At 61.6% G+C, this 20,124-nt stretch carries 20 protein-coding genes; 16 read left to right on the forward strand and 4 right to left on the reverse strand.

Translation table 11 applies throughout. The annotated features are described in order from the left end of the window. Together MHM88_RS22660 and MHM88_RS22665 are read left to right on the forward strand one after the other, a co-directional pair. Positions 1-1,135, forward strand: a 1,135-nt coding sequence (locus MHM88_RS22660) for a phosphatase PAP2 family protein (RefSeq protein WP_239369227.1), incomplete at its 5' end; no start/stop codon positions are given. A gap of 4 nt (positions 1,136-1,139) precedes the next feature. Continuing rightward, positions 1,140-3,218 (forward strand): S8 family serine peptidase, encoded by a 2,079-nt coding sequence (locus MHM88_RS22665; RefSeq protein WP_239369228.1) that lies wholly within the window; start codon positions 1,140-1,142, stop codon positions 3,216-3,218. Between the two features lie 125 nt (positions 3,219-3,343). Here MHM88_RS22665 and MHM88_RS22670 read toward each other — a convergent pair whose 3' ends face one another. Together MHM88_RS22670 and MHM88_RS22675 are read right to left on the reverse strand one after the other, a co-directional pair. Then, on the reverse strand, positions 3,344-4,462 hold the full coding sequence (locus MHM88_RS22670) for a Gfo/Idh/MocA family protein (protein ID WP_239369229.1): 1,119 nt from the start codon (positions 4,460-4,462) through the stop codon (positions 3,344-3,346). Between the two features lie 11 nt (positions 4,463-4,473). Beyond that, positions 4,474-5,196, reverse strand: coding sequence for a GntR family transcriptional regulator (locus MHM88_RS22675; RefSeq protein WP_239369230.1), 723 nt, complete (start codon positions 5,194-5,196; stop codon positions 4,474-4,476). A gap of 113 nt (positions 5,197-5,309) precedes the next feature. On the opposite strand from MHM88_RS22675, the gene MHM88_RS22680 reads away from it, so the two are divergent. The 6 genes from MHM88_RS22680 to dctP are packed head-to-tail and all read left to right on the forward strand — an operon-like array spanning position 5,310 to position 10,908. Then, positions 5,310-6,464, forward strand: coding sequence for an LLM class flavin-dependent oxidoreductase (locus MHM88_RS22680; RefSeq protein WP_239319166.1), 1,155 nt, complete (start codon positions 5,310-5,312; stop codon positions 6,462-6,464). Continuing rightward, positions 6,464-7,354 (forward strand): aldo/keto reductase family oxidoreductase, encoded by an 891-nt coding sequence (locus MHM88_RS22685; RefSeq protein ID WP_239369231.1) that lies wholly within the window; start codon positions 6,464-6,466, stop codon positions 7,352-7,354. Before MHM88_RS22680 ends, MHM88_RS22685 begins: the two co-directional genes overlap by 1 nt. A 1-nt stretch (position 7,355) precedes the next feature. Further along, a complete protein-coding gene (locus tag MHM88_RS22690) occupies positions 7,356-7,877 on the forward strand; it encodes a flavin reductase family protein (RefSeq protein WP_239369232.1) in 522 nt (173 codons plus the stop codon). A gap of 59 nt (positions 7,878-7,936) precedes the next feature. After that, on the forward strand, positions 7,937-8,527 hold the full coding sequence (locus tag MHM88_RS22695) for a TRAP transporter small permease (protein WP_239369233.1): 591 nt from the start codon (positions 7,937-7,939) through the stop codon (positions 8,525-8,527). Then, entirely contained in the window at positions 8,527-9,816 is a 1,290-nt protein-coding gene (locus MHM88_RS22700) for a TRAP transporter large permease (RefSeq protein WP_239369234.1), read from the forward strand. The genes MHM88_RS22695 and MHM88_RS22700 overlap by 1 nt, the downstream gene beginning before the upstream one ends. A 33-nt stretch (positions 9,817-9,849) precedes the next feature. Further along, positions 9,850-10,908, forward strand: coding sequence for a TRAP transporter substrate-binding protein DctP (gene dctP / locus MHM88_RS22705; RefSeq protein ID WP_239319170.1), 1,059 nt, complete (start codon positions 9,850-9,852; stop codon positions 10,906-10,908). Positions 10,909-11,117: 209 nt separating this feature from the next. Here the strand turns inward: dctP and MHM88_RS22710 are convergent, their stop codons facing one another. Beyond that, complete coding sequence (locus MHM88_RS22710; RefSeq protein ID WP_239369235.1) at positions 11,118-11,717, reverse strand: TetR/AcrR family transcriptional regulator; 600 nt, start codon at positions 11,715-11,717, stop codon at positions 11,118-11,120. Between the two features lie 124 nt (positions 11,718-11,841). Here MHM88_RS22710 and MHM88_RS22715 point away from each other — a divergent pair, with 124 nt between their 5' ends. The 8 genes from MHM88_RS22715 (at position 11,842) to MHM88_RS22750 (ending at position 19,757) form a co-directional block, all read left to right on the forward strand. Continuing rightward, positions 11,842-12,240 (forward strand): RidA family protein, encoded by a 399-nt coding sequence (locus tag MHM88_RS22715; protein ID WP_239369236.1) that lies wholly within the window; start codon positions 11,842-11,844, stop codon positions 12,238-12,240. Positions 12,241-12,387: 147 nt separating this feature from the next. Beyond that, entirely contained in the window at positions 12,388-13,293 is a 906-nt protein-coding gene (locus tag MHM88_RS22720; protein WP_239369237.1) for a protoglobin domain-containing protein, read from the forward strand. Positions 13,294-13,297: 4 nt separating this feature from the next. After that, on the forward strand, positions 13,298-13,651 hold the full coding sequence (locus MHM88_RS22725; protein WP_239319176.1) for an STAS domain-containing protein: 354 nt from the start codon (positions 13,298-13,300) through the stop codon (positions 13,649-13,651). Position 13,652: 1 nt separating this feature from the next. Then, complete coding sequence (locus tag MHM88_RS22730) at positions 13,653-14,072, forward strand: anti-sigma regulatory factor (RefSeq protein ID WP_239369238.1); 420 nt, start codon at positions 13,653-13,655, stop codon at positions 14,070-14,072. After that, a complete protein-coding gene (locus MHM88_RS22735) occupies positions 14,072-14,686 on the forward strand; it encodes a SpoIIE family protein phosphatase (RefSeq protein ID WP_239369239.1) in 615 nt (204 codons plus the stop codon). Before MHM88_RS22730 ends, MHM88_RS22735 begins: the two co-directional genes overlap by 1 nt. After that, positions 14,683-15,852, forward strand: coding sequence for an ATP-binding protein (locus MHM88_RS22740; protein WP_239369240.1), 1,170 nt, complete (start codon positions 14,683-14,685; stop codon positions 15,850-15,852). The genes MHM88_RS22735 and MHM88_RS22740 overlap by 4 nt, the downstream gene beginning before the upstream one ends. Next, the gene (locus tag MHM88_RS22745; RefSeq protein WP_239369241.1) at positions 15,849-16,271 is read left to right on the forward strand and encodes a response regulator; all 423 of its coding nucleotides are present in this window, start codon (positions 15,849-15,851) and stop codon (positions 16,269-16,271) included. Before MHM88_RS22740 ends, MHM88_RS22745 begins: the two co-directional genes overlap by 4 nt. 273 nt (positions 16,272-16,544) lie before the next feature. Next, on the forward strand, positions 16,545-19,757 hold the full coding sequence (locus MHM88_RS22750; protein ID WP_239369242.1) for a reductive dehalogenase domain-containing protein: 3,213 nt from the start codon (positions 16,545-16,547) through the stop codon (positions 19,755-19,757). A gap of 121 nt (positions 19,758-19,878) precedes the next feature. Here MHM88_RS22750 and MHM88_RS22755 read toward each other — a convergent pair. Beyond that, positions 19,879-20,124: hypothetical protein (locus tag MHM88_RS22755; protein WP_239369243.1), on the reverse strand; the 246-nt coding region annotated here is incomplete at its 5' end.

Here is a 20,124-nt window from a genome sequence, read left to right on the forward strand (position 1 = left end):
TGTCCTCGGGCTTCTCTCGTTTGCCTGCCATCTCGTCGTCCTCCTGAAAACGGGATATTCCTATCCCAAAAGGTGGACCACTTCAGTGGGGGCACCCCACCGCGATGGAATCGTCAGCAGCCAGATCGAGCACATTACGCCACCGCGACCGGCCAGCGCGGGCAATCCGGAAGCGCTCAAACGGCTGACGCCGGAACAACAGGCCGCGATCTACATGTCGGTTCTGGCACCCACGATTGATGTCACGTCAGAGGCCGGTGCCTCGGAGTGCGTTTCGGCGACGGTCTGGCGCCGATCTGGTGCGACGGGCAACGGGGGCGGATTGAAATACACCGAGATGCTGCGGATGAAAGCGCCCGCGATCGATCAGCTTGTCCAACAGCTCAACTATGTTGCGGGCTACGCGCAGATACGTGGGGACAGGACGGCCGAAATCCTCACGCAGCTGAGCCTGCCGTTCCCGTTCTTCCAGAGCATCGGATACATCGATCCCGCACGCACGCCTCGGACGTTGGAGCTCCTGGGCCTGGCGGCGGCGTTTGCCTTCTCCACGATCCAGCGGTTGAAGTTTGCGTTGGCAGTCAAGCGGCCGATCGAGTTCTCACCACAGGTGCAACCGATCATTCCAACGCCGACACATGCGTCCTTGCCCAGCGGACATGCGACAGAGGCTTTTCTGATCGCGCGGCTTATCTGGAAACTGATGCGGCAGAGCGAGGCGCCCCAATATGGCGATCACGCCTACTGGGGGGACATGCTGATGCGTCAGGCCGCGCGTATCGCAATCAACCGGACAGTGGCAGGCGTGCACTTCCCCGTCGACAGCGCCGCCGGCGCGATGCTCGGCCTTGTGCTTGCGGAGCACATGCAGAATGTCACGCGAGGGGGCAGCTGGGAGTCCGCCGGCTTTGATGGGCCGGGTTTTGAGGGCAGGCTCGATTTCGACTGGCACGCGCTTTATGAGCCAGCAACGGATCGCCTGCACCGAAAGGTCGTGACTGACGGCTGTCGCTGGGGCACATCAAAGGCGCACAAGGGTGCTCGGGATACTCCGTCCGATCTTTTGAACTGGCTCTGGGAGGCCGCCGTCGCCGAATGGCGCGATCTGCCGCCCTCCAGTACAGTGGCAGGATAAGCCGATGGCGGTTTCATCAGCATCTGATAGCGCTCGCGCGGCGAGCATCCTCAGCCAGGAGGCGGATTTCCGGCTCACACGGCATCCGCATGCAAATCCCGAGAGCCAGATCGCCAAATGGTGGTCGGTGCTGTTGCAGATCGAAGGCAGCATCGAGGCGTTTATTGCCAAGGCAGAGGCTTATGGGGGCGCGGGGGCAGCACCGTATTTCCTGGTTCCGGTTGCCTATGATCCGGATGACCGGCAGGCGGCCGCCGACGTGCAGCCCGTTGTGATCTATGCCCGGCAGGATTTTGTGCACGCGCTGAACCGGCGACCGGACGACCCGGACGCCGCCAACCGCTTTGGCGTGCGGGCGCTGACGCTGGGCGCTCTGACCGCCCGAAATGTGCTCGATTTCGCGGCGGATTGGCCGGAGACGAGTGTGATCCAGGTCGCCGATGACAGCGTGGTCATGGCGGTCATCGACGATGGTATCGGCATAGCCAACAACCTGTTTCGCATGGGGCCCGTGGCGACGCGGGTGGAGTTTGCCGCGCTGCTCGAAGCGCGCAAGGGGGCGCGCCCCAGCCGGGCAAGTGCAGGTCGGACCTTCGGGCGCGACGAGATCGACGCATTGTTGGCCGCCTGTACGTTCAATGGTCTGCTGGACGAGGATCTGTTCTATGCACGCACGGGGCAGGCGGACTATGACGGAGAGGTGTTTTCCACCGTCTCTCTGCGCGCGTCGCATGGCACCCATGTAATGGGGCTGGCCGCCGGGTACCCAATGCAGGAGCAGACCGGAAATCGGCCGATCATCTGCGCGGCGCTTCCGGCGCGGCTGGTCGAGGATACGACAGGTGTCGAAATGCTGCCCGCACTGTATTTGTCGTTTCACATGCTGATGAAGCAGGCGCGACGGTTTCGCACCAAAGATGGTGCATTTGCGCCGGTGGTCTTCAACCTGTCGTTTGGCAACGCGGGCGGACCGCATGATGGGACCGGCCCCTTTGCCACCCTGTTCGATCATTTCTTTGCGGAGAACGGCGCCGCCGCCGCGCAGCAACCGGCGTGGCTTACTCTGGCGGCAGGCAATCTGAACCTCAGCCGCATGCATGGGGAGATCCCCGAGGGGCGCGGCAAGACCCAGTTGGATCTGATGGTGCAGCCGGATGATCGCACAGCGACGCAGGTCCAGATCTGGCTGCCGTATTCGGCTGATGGCACAGAGGAAAAGGCGGAAATCAGCGTTTCAACCCCGTTTGGCGACGGTGTTGCGATCATCACGGCGGGCCGAACCTGCGCATCCCTGTTAAACGCAGCGGGGCAGGAAATCGCCCGTCTCTCCTATGAGCATGTGCCTGCTCCGGTAGAGCGCGGGCGTGCGATTTTATCCCTCAACCCGACCGCCAGCCTGATCGCGGAGGAGCCTCTGGCACCCTGCGGGAGGTGGGTGGTGCAGATCAGGCGTCGGAAACGGTCCAAGGGGGCCATGCAGGCCTGGGTTCGGCGGGATGAAACGCTGCCCGGTTTCAAACCCGGCGGGCGCCAGGCGTATTTCGACAACGCGGATTATGTCCGCTTTGGTCCCTTCGGGCGTCCGCTTGCCGTCGATCCCCAGGATACAACGTCTCCTGTGCGCCGGGCGATGACGCTGAGCGGCTATGCCTGCGGCCAATCGGCGGTGGCGGTGGCTGCGTTTGTCGGCAAGGACCGTGAGCTGTCCGCCTATTCGGCGGCGGGTCCCCTGAATGAACCTGCTTCCGGATATGCGGCAGACCGCGTGGGGCCGGATCTGACGGGACGCGGCGATGACAGCGCGGTTCTGCGCGGGGTGCTGGGGGCCGGGTCCCGGAGCGGTTCCATCGTGCGTCAGGGCGGGACAAGCAGTGCCGCCCCCCAGATTGCCCGGGCGGCAGCGGTGGGTGTGCAGACGCCCGGGCTGGCGGCGCGAGACTGGGCGCAAGCGCCGCTTGAGTATGGCACAGGGTTGAGGTCGGTGGAGCTGCGCGGAGAGGCCGAGCCCGCGCGGGCGGGCTCCGGGGCGTTTGATCTGTGCGGGTCTGGCGGCGTCTTTCGGGCGAAAGACGCATCCGAGTGACCGGGCTCCGAACCGGATCGGCAGAGCGCCCGGAGCAAGGGATGCCTGCGATGTAGGCCTGCCCCTATTCTCGACGGCGCTTGCCTGCCGGATGTACAGTGCGAGTGCACATCCGGCAGGGCCCGTCAGGCCGCTGTGGACATCAGCTCCGAGATCTCGACCGCGCGGTGCTCTTGCATCGACATCTGCGCCGCCATCCCCATCAATACGGCCATGCGCCCATCGTCGAGGCTCACGTCCGGCTGTGTACGTTGCCCGCGCACCAGTTCGAGAAAACCCTGATGCTGGTAGAAGGTGGAGCCGTTGTGATCGCCTGCCTCAAGCAGGGCTGGATCGACGGGAATATCGCGCACCTCTGGTCCTTTGGGCGCGCGCGGCGACACCACGACCTGCGGCACGGGCGGGGCGCCCAGATGTTCTGGCCAGAACCGGCCCGGTCCGGGCACCAGTGCCTCGATCTTGCCTTTAGCGCCCACGGCAGAGATTTCCTCCTGATACCGGGATCCTTCGGCGAACATGCACAGCTCCAGCAGGGCACGGGATCCGTTCGCAAAATCAACGATCACATAGCCGTTGTCGAGAATATCCGGAGCCTCGCCTGCATAGCTCTCGTCCAGGTGGTTCACATCCCTGCCGCCGGATGCCAGCACGCGGACCGGTTCGGATTTCAGCGCCAGGCGCATGAGGTCGAAGAAATGGCAGCATTTCTCGACGAAGGTGCCTCCGGTGTAGCGGTTGAAGCGGTTCCAGTCGCCGACTTTCTCCAGAAACGGGAAGCGGTGTTCGCGGATCGTCAGCATCCGAATGCCGCCGGTGGCCGCTTCGACTTCGTTCAACAGGGTCGCGACGGGCGGCATGTAGCGGTATTCCATCGCCACCCAGACCGGCGCGGGGTAAGTGCTGCGAAACGCGTCCAGCCGGGCCACATCGGCTGGATCGGTGAACAGGGGTTTTTCGACCAGCACGGGCAGCGGGCGCGCCGTGGCCAGAGCCTCGAGTTGCTCGACATGGCGATAGTTCGGGCTGGCAATCAGGATGCAATCCAGATCCTCAACCGCGAGCAGCGCATCGACGCTGTCGACGAATTGCGCATCGGGCGCGAATTTGCGGCTCTCCTCGGCCATATGCGCATCCGGCTCGAAAATGGCGGCAACGCGTGTGTCGTCCAATAGCGCGATATTGCGCAGGTGTTCCTGGCCCATCATGCCGCAGCCGATGACGCCGTAGTTGATTGTTTTTGACAAGACTGTCTCCCTCAAATCAGGCGCTGCACGTAGAGCGCCTTGCTTGTGTCGAACCATGTTCGGGAAAACTCCACCGGGGACGCGGTGTCGGCCCAGCTGAAGCGTTCGATGTATCCGGTGAGCGTGCCGGGCGCGAGCGCGAAGCCCTGTGGCGCCCAATCGGGCACCTGGCCGATGGACACGCGATCCTCTGCCCGTGCGATGATCAGGCCCAGTTGCATCTGGTAGGTCCGATAGAGCGAATCCGACATGCTCTCGGGTTTGATGATGCCGGCATCGCCATCGAGCCAGATTTCCTCGACAGCGATGGGCGTGCGGTTCAGGAATCGCAGCCGGCGCACGCGCGTGCCATGATCGGCGGTGCCAAAGGCGGGCAGGTCAGCCGGTTTGGGAACCGCTGCGACCTCCAGGATGTCGGCCGTCGGCAGGCCGCCGCCGGTGGTCAGTTCGAGCCGGAACATCGAATAGACGCTCTGCACCTTGTGGTTGGCGCGTATGTAATTACCCGACCCCTGGATGCGCTCCAGCATCCCCTTTTTCTCCAGCTCCGACAGGGCTTTGCGCAGGGTCCGCACCGTCGTTCCATGGCTCTTGGCCATATCCCGTTCCGGCGCCAGCCGCTGACCATCCACCAGACGGCCGGCGGCGATCTCGCGGATCAGGAATTCGCTGATCTGCATATAGATGGGAAGCGCCGTTGGGGCAGTGCGGTCAAGGTCGTTCGGCGGTGTCATGCGAGATCCCATGCGCAGGAGTGTAGACGGGCAGAAATAATTGATGCACCATTGATGTACTTTAAATCTGCTGCTACGCAAGAGGAAATTCGATTGCCCGCCAGGAGACAGAAATGACCGTCGTTCCCATCACATCGCCCGATCTGGACGCTGCCGAAGTGTCATGGTTTTCCGCGCTCTGCTCGGACGACTATCAGTTTCTCGGCGTTCCGGACGGCGACCTGCGGTCGTCATGGGCACATTGTTCGGAGATCGTGAAAACCGCCGAGGCGCAGGGGTTTCGCAACATCCTGTGCCCGTCCTCCTACCAGGTCGGGCAGGACACGCTGTCCTTTGTCGCGGGCTGCGCGCCGATCACGTCAAAGATCAACCTGCTGGCCGCCGTACGCTGCGGTGAAATGCAGCCGATCATGCTGGCCCGCACCATCGCGACCCTCGATCACATGCTTGAGGGGCGGCTGACGGTGAACATCATCTCCTCCGATTTTCCGGGAGAGAAGGCGGAGAGTGCCTATCGCTATCAGCGCTCGCGCGAGGTGGTGGAGATCCTGAAACAGGCCTGGACACGGGATGAGATCAACTACGAGGGCGAGGTTTACAACTTCAAGGGCCTGACCACCGATCCGGTGCGTCCGTATCAGACCGGCGGCCCGCTGCTCTACTTCGGGGGCTACAGCCCTTCGGCGTTGGAGCTGTGCGGGCAGCATTGTGACGTCTACCTGATGTGGCCGGAAAAGATGGAAGAGCTGCAAGGCCGCATGCAGGCCGTGCACTCCGTCGCCGAGAAATACGATCGCACATTGGACTATGGTCTGCGCGTGCATGTGATCGTGCGCGATACCGAGGCAGAAGCCCGGGAGTATGCGGACCACATCGTGTCCAAGCTGGATGACGAACAGGGTACCGCGATCCGCGAACGCGCTCTTGATGCAAAATCGCTTGGGGTCAGCCACCAGGCAAAAAACCGTGAGGTCGCGGATGACGCGGGCTTTATCGAGCCGCATCTCTGGACCGGTGTGGGGCGCGCGCGTTCGGGCTGCGGCGCGGCGCTGGTTGGCTCTACCGATCAGGTGATGAGCAAGCTGGAAGCCTATCAGAAGATGGGAATCCGCGCCTTCATCCTGTCCGGCTATCCGCATATCGACGAGGCCAAGCACTTCGGTGCCCGCATTCTGCCCAACATGAAAACCTGCTCGTTGCCCGAGGCCTATGGCCGTGTACCGGCGAGCCCCCCAGAAACACCCCTTGGTGTAGGAGTACGTCGCTGATGGACCGCGTAAAACTCTCTGATGACTTGGAATTTTCCCGTCTGATCTACGGCATGTGGCGGATCGGTGATGACGACGACACCTCCGTGAAACATGTCGAGGCCAAGATCCACGCCTGTCTCGAACAGGGGATCACCACCTTCGATCAGGCCGATATCTATGGCGATTATGGTGCCGAGGGCATCCTTGGCACTGCGCTCAAGGCCAACCCGGCCCTGCGCGACCGCATGGAGATCGTGACCAAATGCGATATCGTTGCGCCCATCGGCCTGCACAGCGACAAGCCGGTCAAATACTATGACACCTCGCGGGCCTATATCGAGGGCGCGGTGGACCGATCACTGACAGAGATGGGGATCGAGCAGATCGATCTTCTGCTGATCCACCGCCCGGACCCGCTGATGGACCACCACGAGACCGGCGCCACGCTGGATGATCTGGTGAAATCCGGCAAGGTCAAGGCCGTGGGCGTGTCGAACTTTCGCCCCTGGGACTGGAAACTGCTGCAATCGGCAATGTCGAACCCGCTGGTGACCAACCAGATCGAGATCTCGCTGTCGGAAGTGTCTCCTTTCACCAATGGCGATCTGGCGTTCCACCAGATGCAAGGGGACGCGGTGATGGCCTGGTCGCCGCTCGGTGGCGGCAGCCTTATGACAGGCTCGGGTGAGTTGGCGTCGCGCCTTGATGAGGTGGCGACGGCGCAAGGGGTGGATCGTGCGGCCGTTGCCGTTGCGTTCCTCCTGCGGCATCCGGCCAAGATCCTGCCGGTGATGGGCACCAACAACCTGGCCCGCATCGCAACGATTTCCGATGCCCAGAAGGTCGAGCTGGATCGCCAGACCTGGTTCCGCCTCTACGAGGCCGCTTTGGGCCGGGAGGTGGCATAACATGGGCCTGCAAATGAACGACAAGATGCAGAAGGCCTTTGTGCCGGATGAAAGCAACACCCGCCTGCTGCGCGATGCCTTTGGCCGTTTTGCCACCGGGGTGACCATCGTGACGGCCAACACGCCCGAGGGCGTGGTGGCAATCACCGCCAGCAGTTTCTCGTCGGTCTCGCTGACGCCGCCGATGGTGCTCTGGTCGCCGGACCGCAATTCGCGCCGCTTTCCCCATTTTGAAAAGGCCGAGCACTACGCGATTCACGTGCTCGCCGCCGACCAGCAGGACCTTTGCTACAGCGTCGCCAAGGATGCCGCGGGGCTGCGCGATCTTGATCTGGCCCTGAACGCGGAGGGCGTTCCGGTGCTGGAGGGCTGTCTGGCGCGTTTCGAATGCACCCGCCACGCGGTCTACGACGGAGGAGACCATGCCATCGTGCTGGGCGTCGTGAACCGGGCGGAGATGCGCGAGGAGGGCGAGGCGCTTGCCTTCTTCAAGGGACAGATGGGCCGCATTACCGCGCATTAGGCCGCGCGATTTGACTGCGCCGGCGGAGGAGCCCGGCCTGTCGTTTGGGGAGGAACAAGATGAACGCATTGATGGCGGTGGTGACACCGCTGTACTGGATCAACGCAACCTTGTTGCGCCTCGGGCGCTGGGTTGGCTGTATTGCTGTGGCCGCCATGGTCGTTGCGATCCTGATCCAGGTCTTCTTTCGCTATGTGATGAACAACGCGCTGCCTTGGCCGGACGAGGCGGCGCGTTTCTGCATGCTCTGGATGACCGGCTTGATGGCGCCGACGGCGTTCCGACAGGGGGGCTTTGTCGCCATCGACACGCTGTCGGCGATGCTCCCGGTTCGGATCGGGTCGCTGCTGTCGCTGGTGCTTCTTTGCCTGAGCCTGCTGGTCCTGGTGGTTGCCGTGAAAATCGGCATCGGAGAGGTGACGGGGATCGGCGGTCGTTTTGCCACCGCGTCGCTCTATCTGCCCAATTCGCTTGGGTTCGACAGCTGGTTCCGGATCCCGCGTTCGTGGATGATGCTGTCGCTGCTCGTTGGCATTGTGCTGCTGATCCTCGTCAATGTTGAACTGATCCTGCACCGCGTTGTTGCCCTGTTGGGCGGCGCGGACCGGCTGCCGGAAATCGAATTCGCCACGGCGGGAGGTGCCGAATAATGCTGATCTGGTTCCTTCCGCTGTTCCTTGTCTTCCTCATGGTGGGGCTGCCGGTCTTCTTCGGCCTTCTGGCCGCGCCTGGCATCATGCTGTGGCTGGGCGGGCAGGAGCGCGACATCACGCTCCTGTACCGCAATCTCTACAACGGCATGGACAGCTTCCCGCTGATGGCGATCCCCTTCTTCATGCTGGCGGGCGAACTGATGAACAAGGGCGGGATCACCCTGCGGCTAGTGGAGTTCTCGCAGGCCCTGATGGGGCACCTGCGCGGCGGGCTGGCGCATGTGAACGTGCTGTCCTCGATGCTGTTTGCCGGGCTCTCGGGCTCCGCCGTGGCGGATACCTCCGCGCTGGGCTCCATGTTGATCCCGGCCATGGAAAAACAGGGCTATACCCGCAAATTCGCCGCGGCGATCACTGCTGCAAGCTCGGTGATCGGCCCGATCATCCCTCCTTCGGGGATCATGATTATCTATGCCTATGTGATGGGAGAGAGCGTCGCAGCTCTGTTCCTGGCGGGCCTGGTGCCGGGGGCGCTTGTCGGCTTTGGCCTGATGGGGATGATCAAGGTCATGGCGGACAAATACGACTTTCCCGTCGCCTCGCGTCGCTACAGCTGGGGCGAACGTGGACAGGCCAGTCTCAAGGCCTTTTTTCCGCTGTTGACCCCGGTCATCATCCTCGGGGGCATCCTCGCCGGGGTCTTTACCCCGACGGAGGCCGCGGCGGTCGCGGTTGCCTATGCGCTGTTCATCGGCCTCTTTGTGCTGCGCACGCTGAAACTGCGAGAGCTGCCGGATGTGATGACGCGGGCCGGGATCACCTCTGCCGTGGTGTTGTTGCTGGTCGGTGCGGCGATGTCGTTCAAGACGGTGGTATCGCTCAGCCATGCGCCGGAGCAGCTGGCAGAATTCATCCTGGCGCTGACCGAGAATCCACTGTTGCTGCTGTTCCTGATCAACCTCTTGTTGTTCGTGGTTGGCATGTTTCTGGACGCGGGGCCGGCGATCATCATTCTCGGTCCGATCCTTGGTCCCGTCTTTGCGGGCCTTGGGGTCGACAGCGTGCACTTCGCCATCATCATGTGTGTGAACCTGACCGTCGGTCTGGCGACGCCGCCGATGGGGCTGGTCCTGTTCGTGGCCTCTGCCGTCTCCGGCGAGCGGGTCACCACGATCGCCCGTGCCATTCTGCCGTTCCTGGCCGTGGAAATCGCGGTGATCTTCCTGATCACCTTTGTCCCGGCCATCTCGATGACGATCCCACGCCTGACGGGGTTCGTGAACTGACTTTAAAATCAAGAGCATCAGGGAGGATACTAAATGCTCAAGAAAGCGTTGAAGACCGTCGCAGTCGCGGCACTTATGGCTGGGACTGCGCTCTCGGCTTCGGCCGCGGATTATACCATCCGCGCGACGGCCAATTCCAACGAAAACGACGAGGACTATGACGGCCTCGTGGTGTTCAAGAACTACGTCGAAGCAGCCTCCAATGGCGCGATCGAGGTGGAGCTGTTCATCGGAACCCAGCTGTGCTCGAACGGGGCGGAATGCCTGCAAGGCGTCGCCGATGGGTCCATCGACGTCTATATCTCCACCTCTGGCGGCGCGTCCGGTCTGTTCCCTTATGTGCAGGTGCTGGACCTGCCCTATCTGATGGCCGACGACCGGGTGGCGGAGCATGTGCTGTCCGGGGATTTCACCCGCACCATCCGCGACATGGCGCTTGAGGACTCCGGCGATACCATCCGCCTGATGACCATCGGCAACACCGGCGGCTGGCGCAACTTTGCCAATACCAAGCGACGGGTGGCCGAGCCTGCGGATATGGAAGGTCTGAAGATCCGCACCGTGGTTGCCGACCTGCCGCAAGAGCTGGTCAAGGCCCTTGGTGCGTCGCCGACGCCGATCCCGTGGCCGGAGCTGTTCACCTCGTTCCAGACCGGCGTTGTCGAAGGGTCGAAGAACGGCATCACCGACATCATGAGCATGAAGTTCCCGGATGCGGGTTTGCAGTATGTGACGCTGGACGGTCATGCCTACATGGGCGCGCTGTGGTGGATGTCGAACGAAACCTTCATGGCGATGCCGGAAGACATGCGTCAGGTGGTCGTCGATGGCTTCTATGCGCTGCAACAGGCCACCTTTGCCTCGCCCAAGCGCAAATCCATCGCAGCCTATGAGGACTTCGTTGCCGGCGGCGGGGATCTCTACGTGCCAACGCCCGAGCAGAAAGCCGCCTTCAAAGAGGCCGCGTCCCCGGTCTATGACTGGTTCAAGGCCAATGTCGACAAGGGCGAAGAAGCCTTTACGGCCCTGACCGAAGCCGTTGCTCGGGCCGAAGCCGACATTGACGCTGCCCGGGCCAAAGATCTGAACTGATCTCTGGTGACCACAGGCCAGGGTCTGGTGCAGGATCACTGCCGCCAGACCCTGATGCCTCTGCGGTCTGATGGACGTTGCATCTCCCCTCGGATCCTGTCCGCGGGGGGATGCCACTGCACTGCGGCGGTCCCACCGTCGGCCGGCAACGCCAGGCTGTGCGCCTCTCCGGCCCGTGATCACGATCTGGCCGGGGGCAGTTGCGGCTCTTACTCGGGATGAGTGTTTAGAACGCCTGAGGCAAGGCATTCAAAGGCGGCAAGCGCTTTGGGAAGCGTGGCTTCCGGATCGTCGCTGGTGCCCACCCACAGGGCTGCATTCAGGGCGACGCCATTCAACAGCCGCGCGACCGCTTCGATGTCAACCGGCTTGATGATATGCGCCTGTGCCAACTCCTGCAGGGTCATGATTGTGGCTTGCAGGCATTTGTTCTGGCTGGGCCATTGCGCCGGATCGCCCAGAACCGCAGGTCCGTCCAGCAGGACAATCCGCTGCACTTCCGGTTCGAGTGCCATGCGGATGTAGGCCGCACCCTCTGCCAGTAATCCGGGCCAACCGCCTCCGGCTTTTGTACCCGCTGCCTTGGCATCCGCCGCTATGGCGCTGTCGATCTGGTCGACAACTGCTGCGAGCAACCCGCGTTTGTCGCCGAAATTGTGATAGAGCGCTCCGCGGGTCAGGCCAGCCTCCGCGGTCAACTCATCCATGGAGGCCTGGGCAAAGCCTTTTTCGGCAAACGCTCGGCGCCCGGCGTCTATCAGTTTCAGTCGGGTTTCTTCCATCTTCTCGGCGCGAGATCGTGGTGCCATTCAATCCATTCCCTTCACATATAATGCGTATGCCAATTGACATACGGCGCGTATCTGATTATTTGACATACGTAGCGTATATGAACGCGCGTGATCCTACCATTCTTATCTCTGCGAGGTTGTCATGGCACTGAACAATGAACCGATTTTTCCAGCAAATCGCCACGCGCTCTATGCGCAGCATGGGTATTCCGCCGCGATCAGGTCAGGAGACCTGGTGTTTGTTTCGGGGCAGGTCGGCAGTCGCGAGGATGGCACCCCGGAACCGGAGTTCAAGGCGCAGGTCGAGCGCGCGTTTGAGAACCTGGGCGCTGTTCTTGACGCGGCCGGGTGCGCATTTGCCGACATTGTGGATGTGACCACGTTTCATACGGATCCGGAACAGCAGTTTGCTGATATCATGGAGGTCAAGGCGGTCATGTTTCCGGATGCCCCCTACCCAAACTGGACCGCCGTCGGGGTAAACTGGCTCGCTGGATTTGATTTCGAAATCAAGGTGGTGGCGCGTATGCCCGCGCAATAACGACCGGGGGTTGGCGCGCGCGGATCGACGTCTGCGAGGGCACGTTCGCCTCCCCCAAACGCAGACGCCGCGATTAAGGTCCTGTTAACGACGCGGGCATAGGGTTGGGGGTGTTACGATGTAGTGTTAGGCGGTTCGAGGTGTCCCATGCTCGAGATTATTGCGTCCTCGGCGGAGGATGCGCGCGATGGTTATGATCTGCAAAAGGCGATGAAATGGTTCGACCTGTCGCCGGAGGACAGGGATCGAACCATGCAGCTCGGCGAAATCTCCGAGAGTGTGGCCGAAGCGATCATTGAAACCTTCTATGAACATCTGCTCAGTGACCCGGTGGCGGCGCAGCATTTCCACGGCCCCGACCACGTTGAAAAGGTCAAAGCCGGGCAGCTGCGCTACTTCAGGGAATTGATCTCCGCGGAGCTGGATGACGATTACATCGCGGATCGTCGCCGGATCGGCGGCATTCATGAACGCACGGGGGTCACGCCGACGCTGTATATCGGCGCGTATGCCTTCTATCTGAACCGCCTCGCGACGATCGTGCTCGACCGGATGAAGGAAGAGCCCGACGCGGCCTTCCCACTGCTGCTGTCCTTGTTCAAATTCGCGCATTTTGACATGGCGCTGGCGCTTGAGACCTATGTGGACACCCGCGAAGAGACCATCCGGGATCGCGAGCGGGAGCTGAGCGAACTGCCGACACCTGTGTTGCAACTGCGCCCCGGCCTATTGCTGATCCCCGTGGTCGGGACATTGGACAGCTTTCGTGCACGGGCGCTGACGGTGCAATTGCTCGAGGGTATTCGGGCGCACCGGGCCCGGGCAGTGGTGCTCGACATCACCGGCGTCGCCGCGGTGGACAGTGCGGTGGCCAATCATCTGATCCAAACGATGTCGGCAGCACGGCTCATGGGGGTGCGCTCTGTCTTGACCGGACTGTCGGCAGAGGTGGCGCAATCGCTTGTAAAGGTCGGTGTCACCGCAGAGAAATTGCAGACCGCCGGAGATCTGGAAAGTGGCATCGAGCTGGCCGACCGCTTGATGGCAGGGTAGGGGGATGAGCAGCCGTGTGCCCATTCTGCGCCAGGGAGACGTGCTGATCGCGTCGATTCAGGAAGAGTTGAGCGACGGGGACATTCTGGATCTTCAGTTGCGCATTCTCGAAGAGGTGATCCGCTGTCGGGCCAGTGGCGTGATCGTCGACGTGAGCGCATTGGATGTGCTCGATAGTTTTGGATCGCGCAGCCTGTCGGATATGGCTCAGGCGGTGCGGTTGCGCGGCTCGCGGCTGGTGATCGTCGGGATCCAGCCGGATGTAGCCTATTCCATGGTCTTGCTGGGCGTCACCTTGCCGGATGTCGCGACGGCGCTGGATCTGGACCGTGGCCTGGCCTTGCTGGAGGCCGGCTAGCATGCAGGTAGAGGGGGCGCTTGGTGGCGATATTCAAGCCATTCGTCGAGATTCCGATGTCATCTCCGCCCGCCAGTCCGGTCGTCAGATTGCCGAACGAATGGGGTACAGCCGGCCGGATCAGGCCCTGATCGCAACTGCGATTTCCGAACTCGCGCGCAATATCGTCAATTACGCCGGCAAGGGCGAAATCGAAATCACACCGGTACGCCGGCGGGGCCGGATGGGGCTGCGTATCATCGCCCGCGACCACGGTCCCGGCATCGAGGACCTGGAACGGGCAATGGCGGACGGGTTTTCCACCGGAAACAGTTTTGGTCTCGGACTGCCGGGGGCGAAGCGCATCATGGACGACTTTGATGTCGTTACCGCCGTGGGCGAGGGCGTCGTCGTCACGGCAATCAAGTGGATGGGGAGATAGTGGCAGGGCGGATCGATATCGTCGGCAGTTCCAATGTCCTGAACTGGGCCGTTGCAGGGCGCGCCAAGGTTTCGGGATACAGTGGCGATGGCTACATGCTGTTGCGCGATGGCGAGGACATATGTGCGGTTGTGATCGACGGTCTGGGGAGCGGCGCGGAGGCACATCAGGCGGCGACCATCGGGCTACGGGCGGTGCAGCAGCGGGACTGTACCTCGCTCGAGCATATGTTTGCATCGGCCCATGACTCCTTACGGCGTGTAAGGGGGGCGGCAATGGCGGCCGTGTCGGTATCCTTGCGGACGATGTCGGCATCCTGGGCGGCCGTTGGCGATGTCGACGGGCTGCATCTGCGGTGCGGAATGCCAAATGGCGGCCTGATCCAGAGAAGCGGCACGCTTGGGGTCGCCTATGACGGGATCCGCGTCATAGATATCGCACTCGAAGCGGGTGACGTGCTGGTTCTGACAACAGACGGGGTTCGGCGATCCTACCGCGGGGCCCCCATACACGGGCATAATGTGCAAGCGCAGGCCGACACGATCCTGGAGACCTATGGTCGCCCATCAGATGACTGCCTTGCGCTGGTTCTTAAGGTCGAGGCAACGAGATGAAAGCACTGTCTCTGATTGACCCTGAGCCGTTGAACGGAGACGCGGCACGCCGATACCGGCAGGCCCTGATTGCCTATGCGCGAAACGGCGGTGAGGCGGACCTTCTGGAGGCATATGAATGCGCGCGCGCCGCATTGCAGGCGCAGGTTGCGATCAGCGACATCGGCGAAATCCACTTTCATGCCGCGCGCGAACTGCGGGCGGACAGTACAGATCGGGAGCTTACCGAAACCCGGCTCGAGGCCTTCTATCTCGAAGCGGTCTCGGTCTACGACATGGCGCTGCGCGGCTATGGCGCCAGCGTTGCAACGCTGACAAACGAGATCGCCGAACGCCGCCGCGTCGAGGAAGAGCTGCGCAAACTCTCCGGCATGTTGACCTTGCAGCGTGACCAGCTGGATCAGCAGGTGCGGGCGCGTACCGCCGAATTGCAGAACAAGGTCGAGGAATTGCGGGCGCTGAACGGTCAGTTGCGGCAGACCAATCAGGAACAGTCGCAGTTCACCTATGCGCTGTCGCATGATCTGAAGTCGCCCGTGAATACCATGACCAATATGCTGGATTTTCTTGCTTCGGACTATCAGGACTGCATCGATGAAGACGGGCAGGAGCTGATCTTTGCGGCGCGCACGACAGCCGCACGCATGTCCCGGATCATCGCTGATACCCTGTGTTATTCGCAATTGGTTGGGTTGGAGCCTCGGTTCGAGCCAGTCGATCTCGCGCAGCTCTGCAAAGAGGTGCTGGCGGATCTGCGTGCCGACATCGACGCGGCGCAGGCGAAGGTACATGTCGGAGCGCTTCCGGTGATACGAGGCCTTCCGACGCAGGTGCGCAGCCTGTTGCAAAACCTGATCTCCAACGGGCTGAAGTTTAGAGCGCCAGACCGCCCCTGCATTCTGCATGTCGAGGCCACCAGCGACGTCGATGATTGCGAAGTGGAAGTGTCGGTCCGCGACAATGGTATCGGAATCGCGGCTGCGCAGCAGGAACGGATTTTTGGATTGTTCCAGAGGTTGCACACGCATGACGACTATCCCGGAACCGGCATCGGACTGGCGCTGTGTCAGCGGGTTGCGCATGTTCACGGTGGATCTGTACAGGTGCGGTCCGAACCCGGAAAGGGCAGTTGTTTCAGTGTTCGGTTCTGGGGGGCGGGGTCATGAACGCGGCGGCGGAGTTGACGCGTGTCCTTGTGGTGGATGACGACAAGTTCGATCACCTTGCGTATCGGCGTCTCTTCAAAAAAGCGAATGTCGCTGTGGACCTGATCCCCTGCTATTATGCGCGTGATGCGCTGGCGTATCTGCGCAGGCCAGACCACGCGCCCTGTGATGCGATCTTTCTGGACATCAATATGCCAGCGATGAATGGTCTGGAGTTTCTCGCGGCGGCGTCGGCGGAATTCGGTGAAGCCTTTTCCCATCAGGTGGTTGCGGTGATCTCGACCTCGATGGATCCGCGCGACCAGGAAGCGGCGGAAGGCTACGACGCGGTTAAGGCGTTCTACAGCAAGCCGATGACCGTCGAGAAGATCGCTCATATCGGAGCCCTGGTGGCCGAGGCGCGCCGCGCCCACAGCTGATGATGTCGCGCAGGCACGACAGGGATATGCGAACAGCTTTCAGGATGTGTTCCCCTCGGCCTCCCGCGACCTGAAACGCCGAGGGCCAAAACGGCCTCATCGGCGTTGATGGGGCGGGGTTGCTGATCCGGTTGGGGTATCCAGCCCAATAGTCTGTGCCACCTGTCGGCACGTCAGGCGTCTTCATTCTGCCAGATGCAGGGTAGCCGCGATAACACGCGAGCCGCGCCGCCGTTTTCAGGCGCACGCCACATCCGACGCAGGAGAGCCAGCATGTCCATTCGTTTCTTTTCCTCCCGGAATCGGCCGGTTCATTTGGGGCCGTTCCCGCTGGAGCGATTGAAGCGCTGCGATCATGCAGATCTGAGCGAGGTGCCGCCTTCGGCGCCGCTCGATTTCCGCCGCCCGCAAAAGCCCGACAGCATCATCAATGCGATGTGCGAATATCAGGCGATGATGGATGCGATCCGTGATGGGCTGGTGAATGGTTCTCGCGGCGAGGTGCCGGCCGATCTGCAAGAGCGATCAGATCACATCAAAGCCTTTGGCTACTTTGCGGATGCCTCCATGGTGGGCATCGGGCCAATGAGGGATGAGGCGCGTTTGGCACATCCTTGGCACAACCCGGACATCGACCGTCTGGCCGAGGATCTGAAGACGCGTCAGACCAAGACGCTGGCCTCGGGGATCGACATGATCATGGCGGACCTCAAAGAAGCCATGCACGCGCCACCCACCACGATTGGTGCGCATCGTCATGCGATTGTGTTCCTCTATGAAATGCCGCGTGATCCTCACCCGGAAGAGACTGGGTGCGATTGGATCGAGGGCGCGGAGGCGCATCGGGCCTGTTTGCGCAGCGCCGAAACGGCGGTGGTGATTGCCAACTACATCCGATTGCTCGGCTGGGATGCCAAGGCGCATACCGGGACGTCGTCTGATGTGGATCTGAACCGTCTCGCGGTTGCGGCGGGGTTGGTGCGTATGGAAGACGGCCAGCTTGTTGCGCCCTATTTAGGCACCCGATTTGGTTTGGCAGCCGTGACCACGGACTTTGAGTTGGCCGAAGATCGTCCCCTAGCGCCGCTGCCCGAACAGCCCGGACAAAAGGGGCGCGATTTGCGCTGGTGGATCGGGGCAGGGGCAGAGCGGTCTGCCCTGAACGGTGATCCTTATAAAGACCGCGATTTTCGCGACGGCCCGCACCCGTTCGAGACGCTGAAGCGGGTGGAGACGCCCACGACATATATAGATGAGGCGCGCGTGGCCCGTGTGCCCAAACGGGCCGATATGTTTGCCCGTGCCCAGTTCGGCGATATGGGCAAGGGGAACCAAAAGGCCGCGACCGGCGGCTTTTATGTCCGCAAGGCGGCGCCTTCAATGGCGCAGCGGCGAATGCTTGGGGCGTTTGTGCTGTTGCAGGACGGCACGCCTGCCGACGGGCCCCGTCCGACGGATGCCATGCGCAATGCGGATATGGTGAAAGCGGCGTCCTATTGGTTGGGGATTGATGCGGTCGGGATCAGCCGTTGCCCGGATTGGACATGGTACAGCCATGACGCCACCGGCACGCCCATTGTGCCGGATCAGCCGCATGCGATTTCGATGATCGTGGATCAGGGGTTCGACACCACCGAAGGGACCTCAGGTGACGATTGGATTGCGGTTGCGCAATCCATGCGCGCGTATCTGCGGTTCTCGCTGTTGGGGGGCGTGATTGCACGCCAGATCCGAAATCTTGGCTATAAGGCCAAGGCGCATACGGTGATGGATGGCGAGGTTCTGCAACCGCCCTTGTTGTTGCTGTCCGGTCTGGGTGAGGTCTCACGCATTGGCGAGGTGATCCTCAACCCCTTCCTCGGTCCGCGCCTGAAATCCGGTGTGGTGACCACCGACATGCCGATGGCGCATGACAAGCCGATTGATTTCGGCCTGCAATCCTTTTGCGAATCCTGTAATAAATGCGCGCGCGAATGCCCGTCGGGCGCGATCACTGCGGGTCCGAAGCTGATGTTCAACGGCTACGAGATCTGGAAATCCGACAGCCAGAAATGCACCACCTACCGGATCACCACCCCCGGCGGCGCGATGTGTGGGCGGTGCATGAAGACCTGTCCTTGGAACCTCGAAGGGATCTTTGCGGAAAAACCTTTCCGCTGGGCGGCGATGAACATTCCCAAGGCCGCTCCCGCTCTCGCCCGGCTCGACGATATGCTGGGCCATGGCGAGATGAACCCGACCAAGAAATGGTGGTGGGATCTGGAACTGGAAGAAGACGGCGCCTATCGCCCGACCCGGCATCCGGTGAATGCGCGGGATCTGCAAAAGGACCTCAACCTGCGCTACGAGGATCAGACGCTGGCGGTCTACCCGGCTCACCTCGCACCGCACCCCTATCCCTATCCGTTTCCGATGGATCGCGAAGCCGGGATCGAAGCCTATCAGGCTATGATCACCGCTGAGGAATACAAACAGCGCAGGGAGCGGGGCGAAACCGGGGGTTGGGATCATCTTTATACCAATGATGACGAAAGCCCGGTTCTGCAGGTGATCGTCTCAAAGGTCGAAGAGATGGCCGCAGGAGTCACAAAATACGAGTTCCGTGCCGCCGATGGCTCCGATCTTCCGGAATGGAGTGCCGGAGCGCATCTCGATATCGTCGTCGCCCCAGAGTTCCTGCGTCAGTATTCCATGTCGGGCAATCCGGCGGATCGCTCGCATTACCAGATTGGCGTGTTGCGAGAAGAGGCTGGGCGTGGCGGCTCAAAGCTCTTGCACAGGATCTTCTCGGAAGGGCGCCGTATTTTCATCTCTCGCCCGATCAATCACTTTCCGCTCGATGAAAGCGCCAGCAAGACCTTTCTGATGGGGGGCGGGATTGGGGTCACCCCGATGATCGCCATGGCGCACCGCTTGCATGCGCTGGGCGCGGAGTTTGAGTTCCACTATTCGATCAAGTCGCGGGAGCAGGGCGGCTACCTCGATGATCTCGCCCGGATGCCATGGGCGTCCAAGGTCCACCTCCATATATCTCATGAAGGCACGCGGGCAGCCTTTGATCAGATCCTGTCGGGGTATCAGCCGGGCTGGCACGTCTACACCTGTGGGGCCGCGCCCTATATGGAAGCTGTCATGACTGCGGCTGAGGCTGCCGGTTTTCCGGAGGACGCGAGGCATCTGGAGTATTTCTCTGTGCCTGAGCAGCCAGAGTACGAAAATCACCCCTTTGTCTTGAGATTGGCGCGCTCTGGTCGCGATATCCATGTGAGTGCGGAGCAAACCGCCACGGATGCATTGGCCGAGCAGGGCATCCATGTGGATGTGAAATGTGCTGACGGTATCTGTGGCGTCTGCAAATGCGGATTGCTGGCCGGAGAGGCCGAGCACCGCGACTTCGTTCTGTCCAAGGCGCAACGGCGCGATGCGATAGTCTTGTGCCAATCTCGCGCAGCGGACCCCGACGGGGTGCTGGAAATCGACCTATAGGGCGAATGTCCGGCGGGCAGGCGGGCGACTCGAGTCGCCGATTCCGCATCGCTCTGGTGTGTGCCAGAGTTTCGACCGCAATATATAGACATGGCTTCATGATTCATCTCACGGCAAACCTTCAAGTTTGGGGAGGGTGAGCAAAATCCTCAATGTCGGCATCACTTTGAGCGTCTTGTAACTCCATGAAAACATGTTGTTTTGTTGGATTTGGGTGAAAAAATGACAGTTTTGCAAAAAAGGGGTTGCGGGCATCTGAGGTTATGCTTAGAACCCCCTTCACCGGCGGCGCTGAGGCGCTGCTGAGAGACACCGGACGGGACGCTGAGCCAGCGAGGCGACGCAGGAACGACGGGAGATGACGGAT

The organism is Epibacterium sp. MM17-32 (genome assembly GCF_022348205.1).
In the GTDB taxonomy this organism is placed as follows: domain Bacteria; phylum Pseudomonadota; class Alphaproteobacteria; order Rhodobacterales; family Rhodobacteraceae; genus Epibacterium.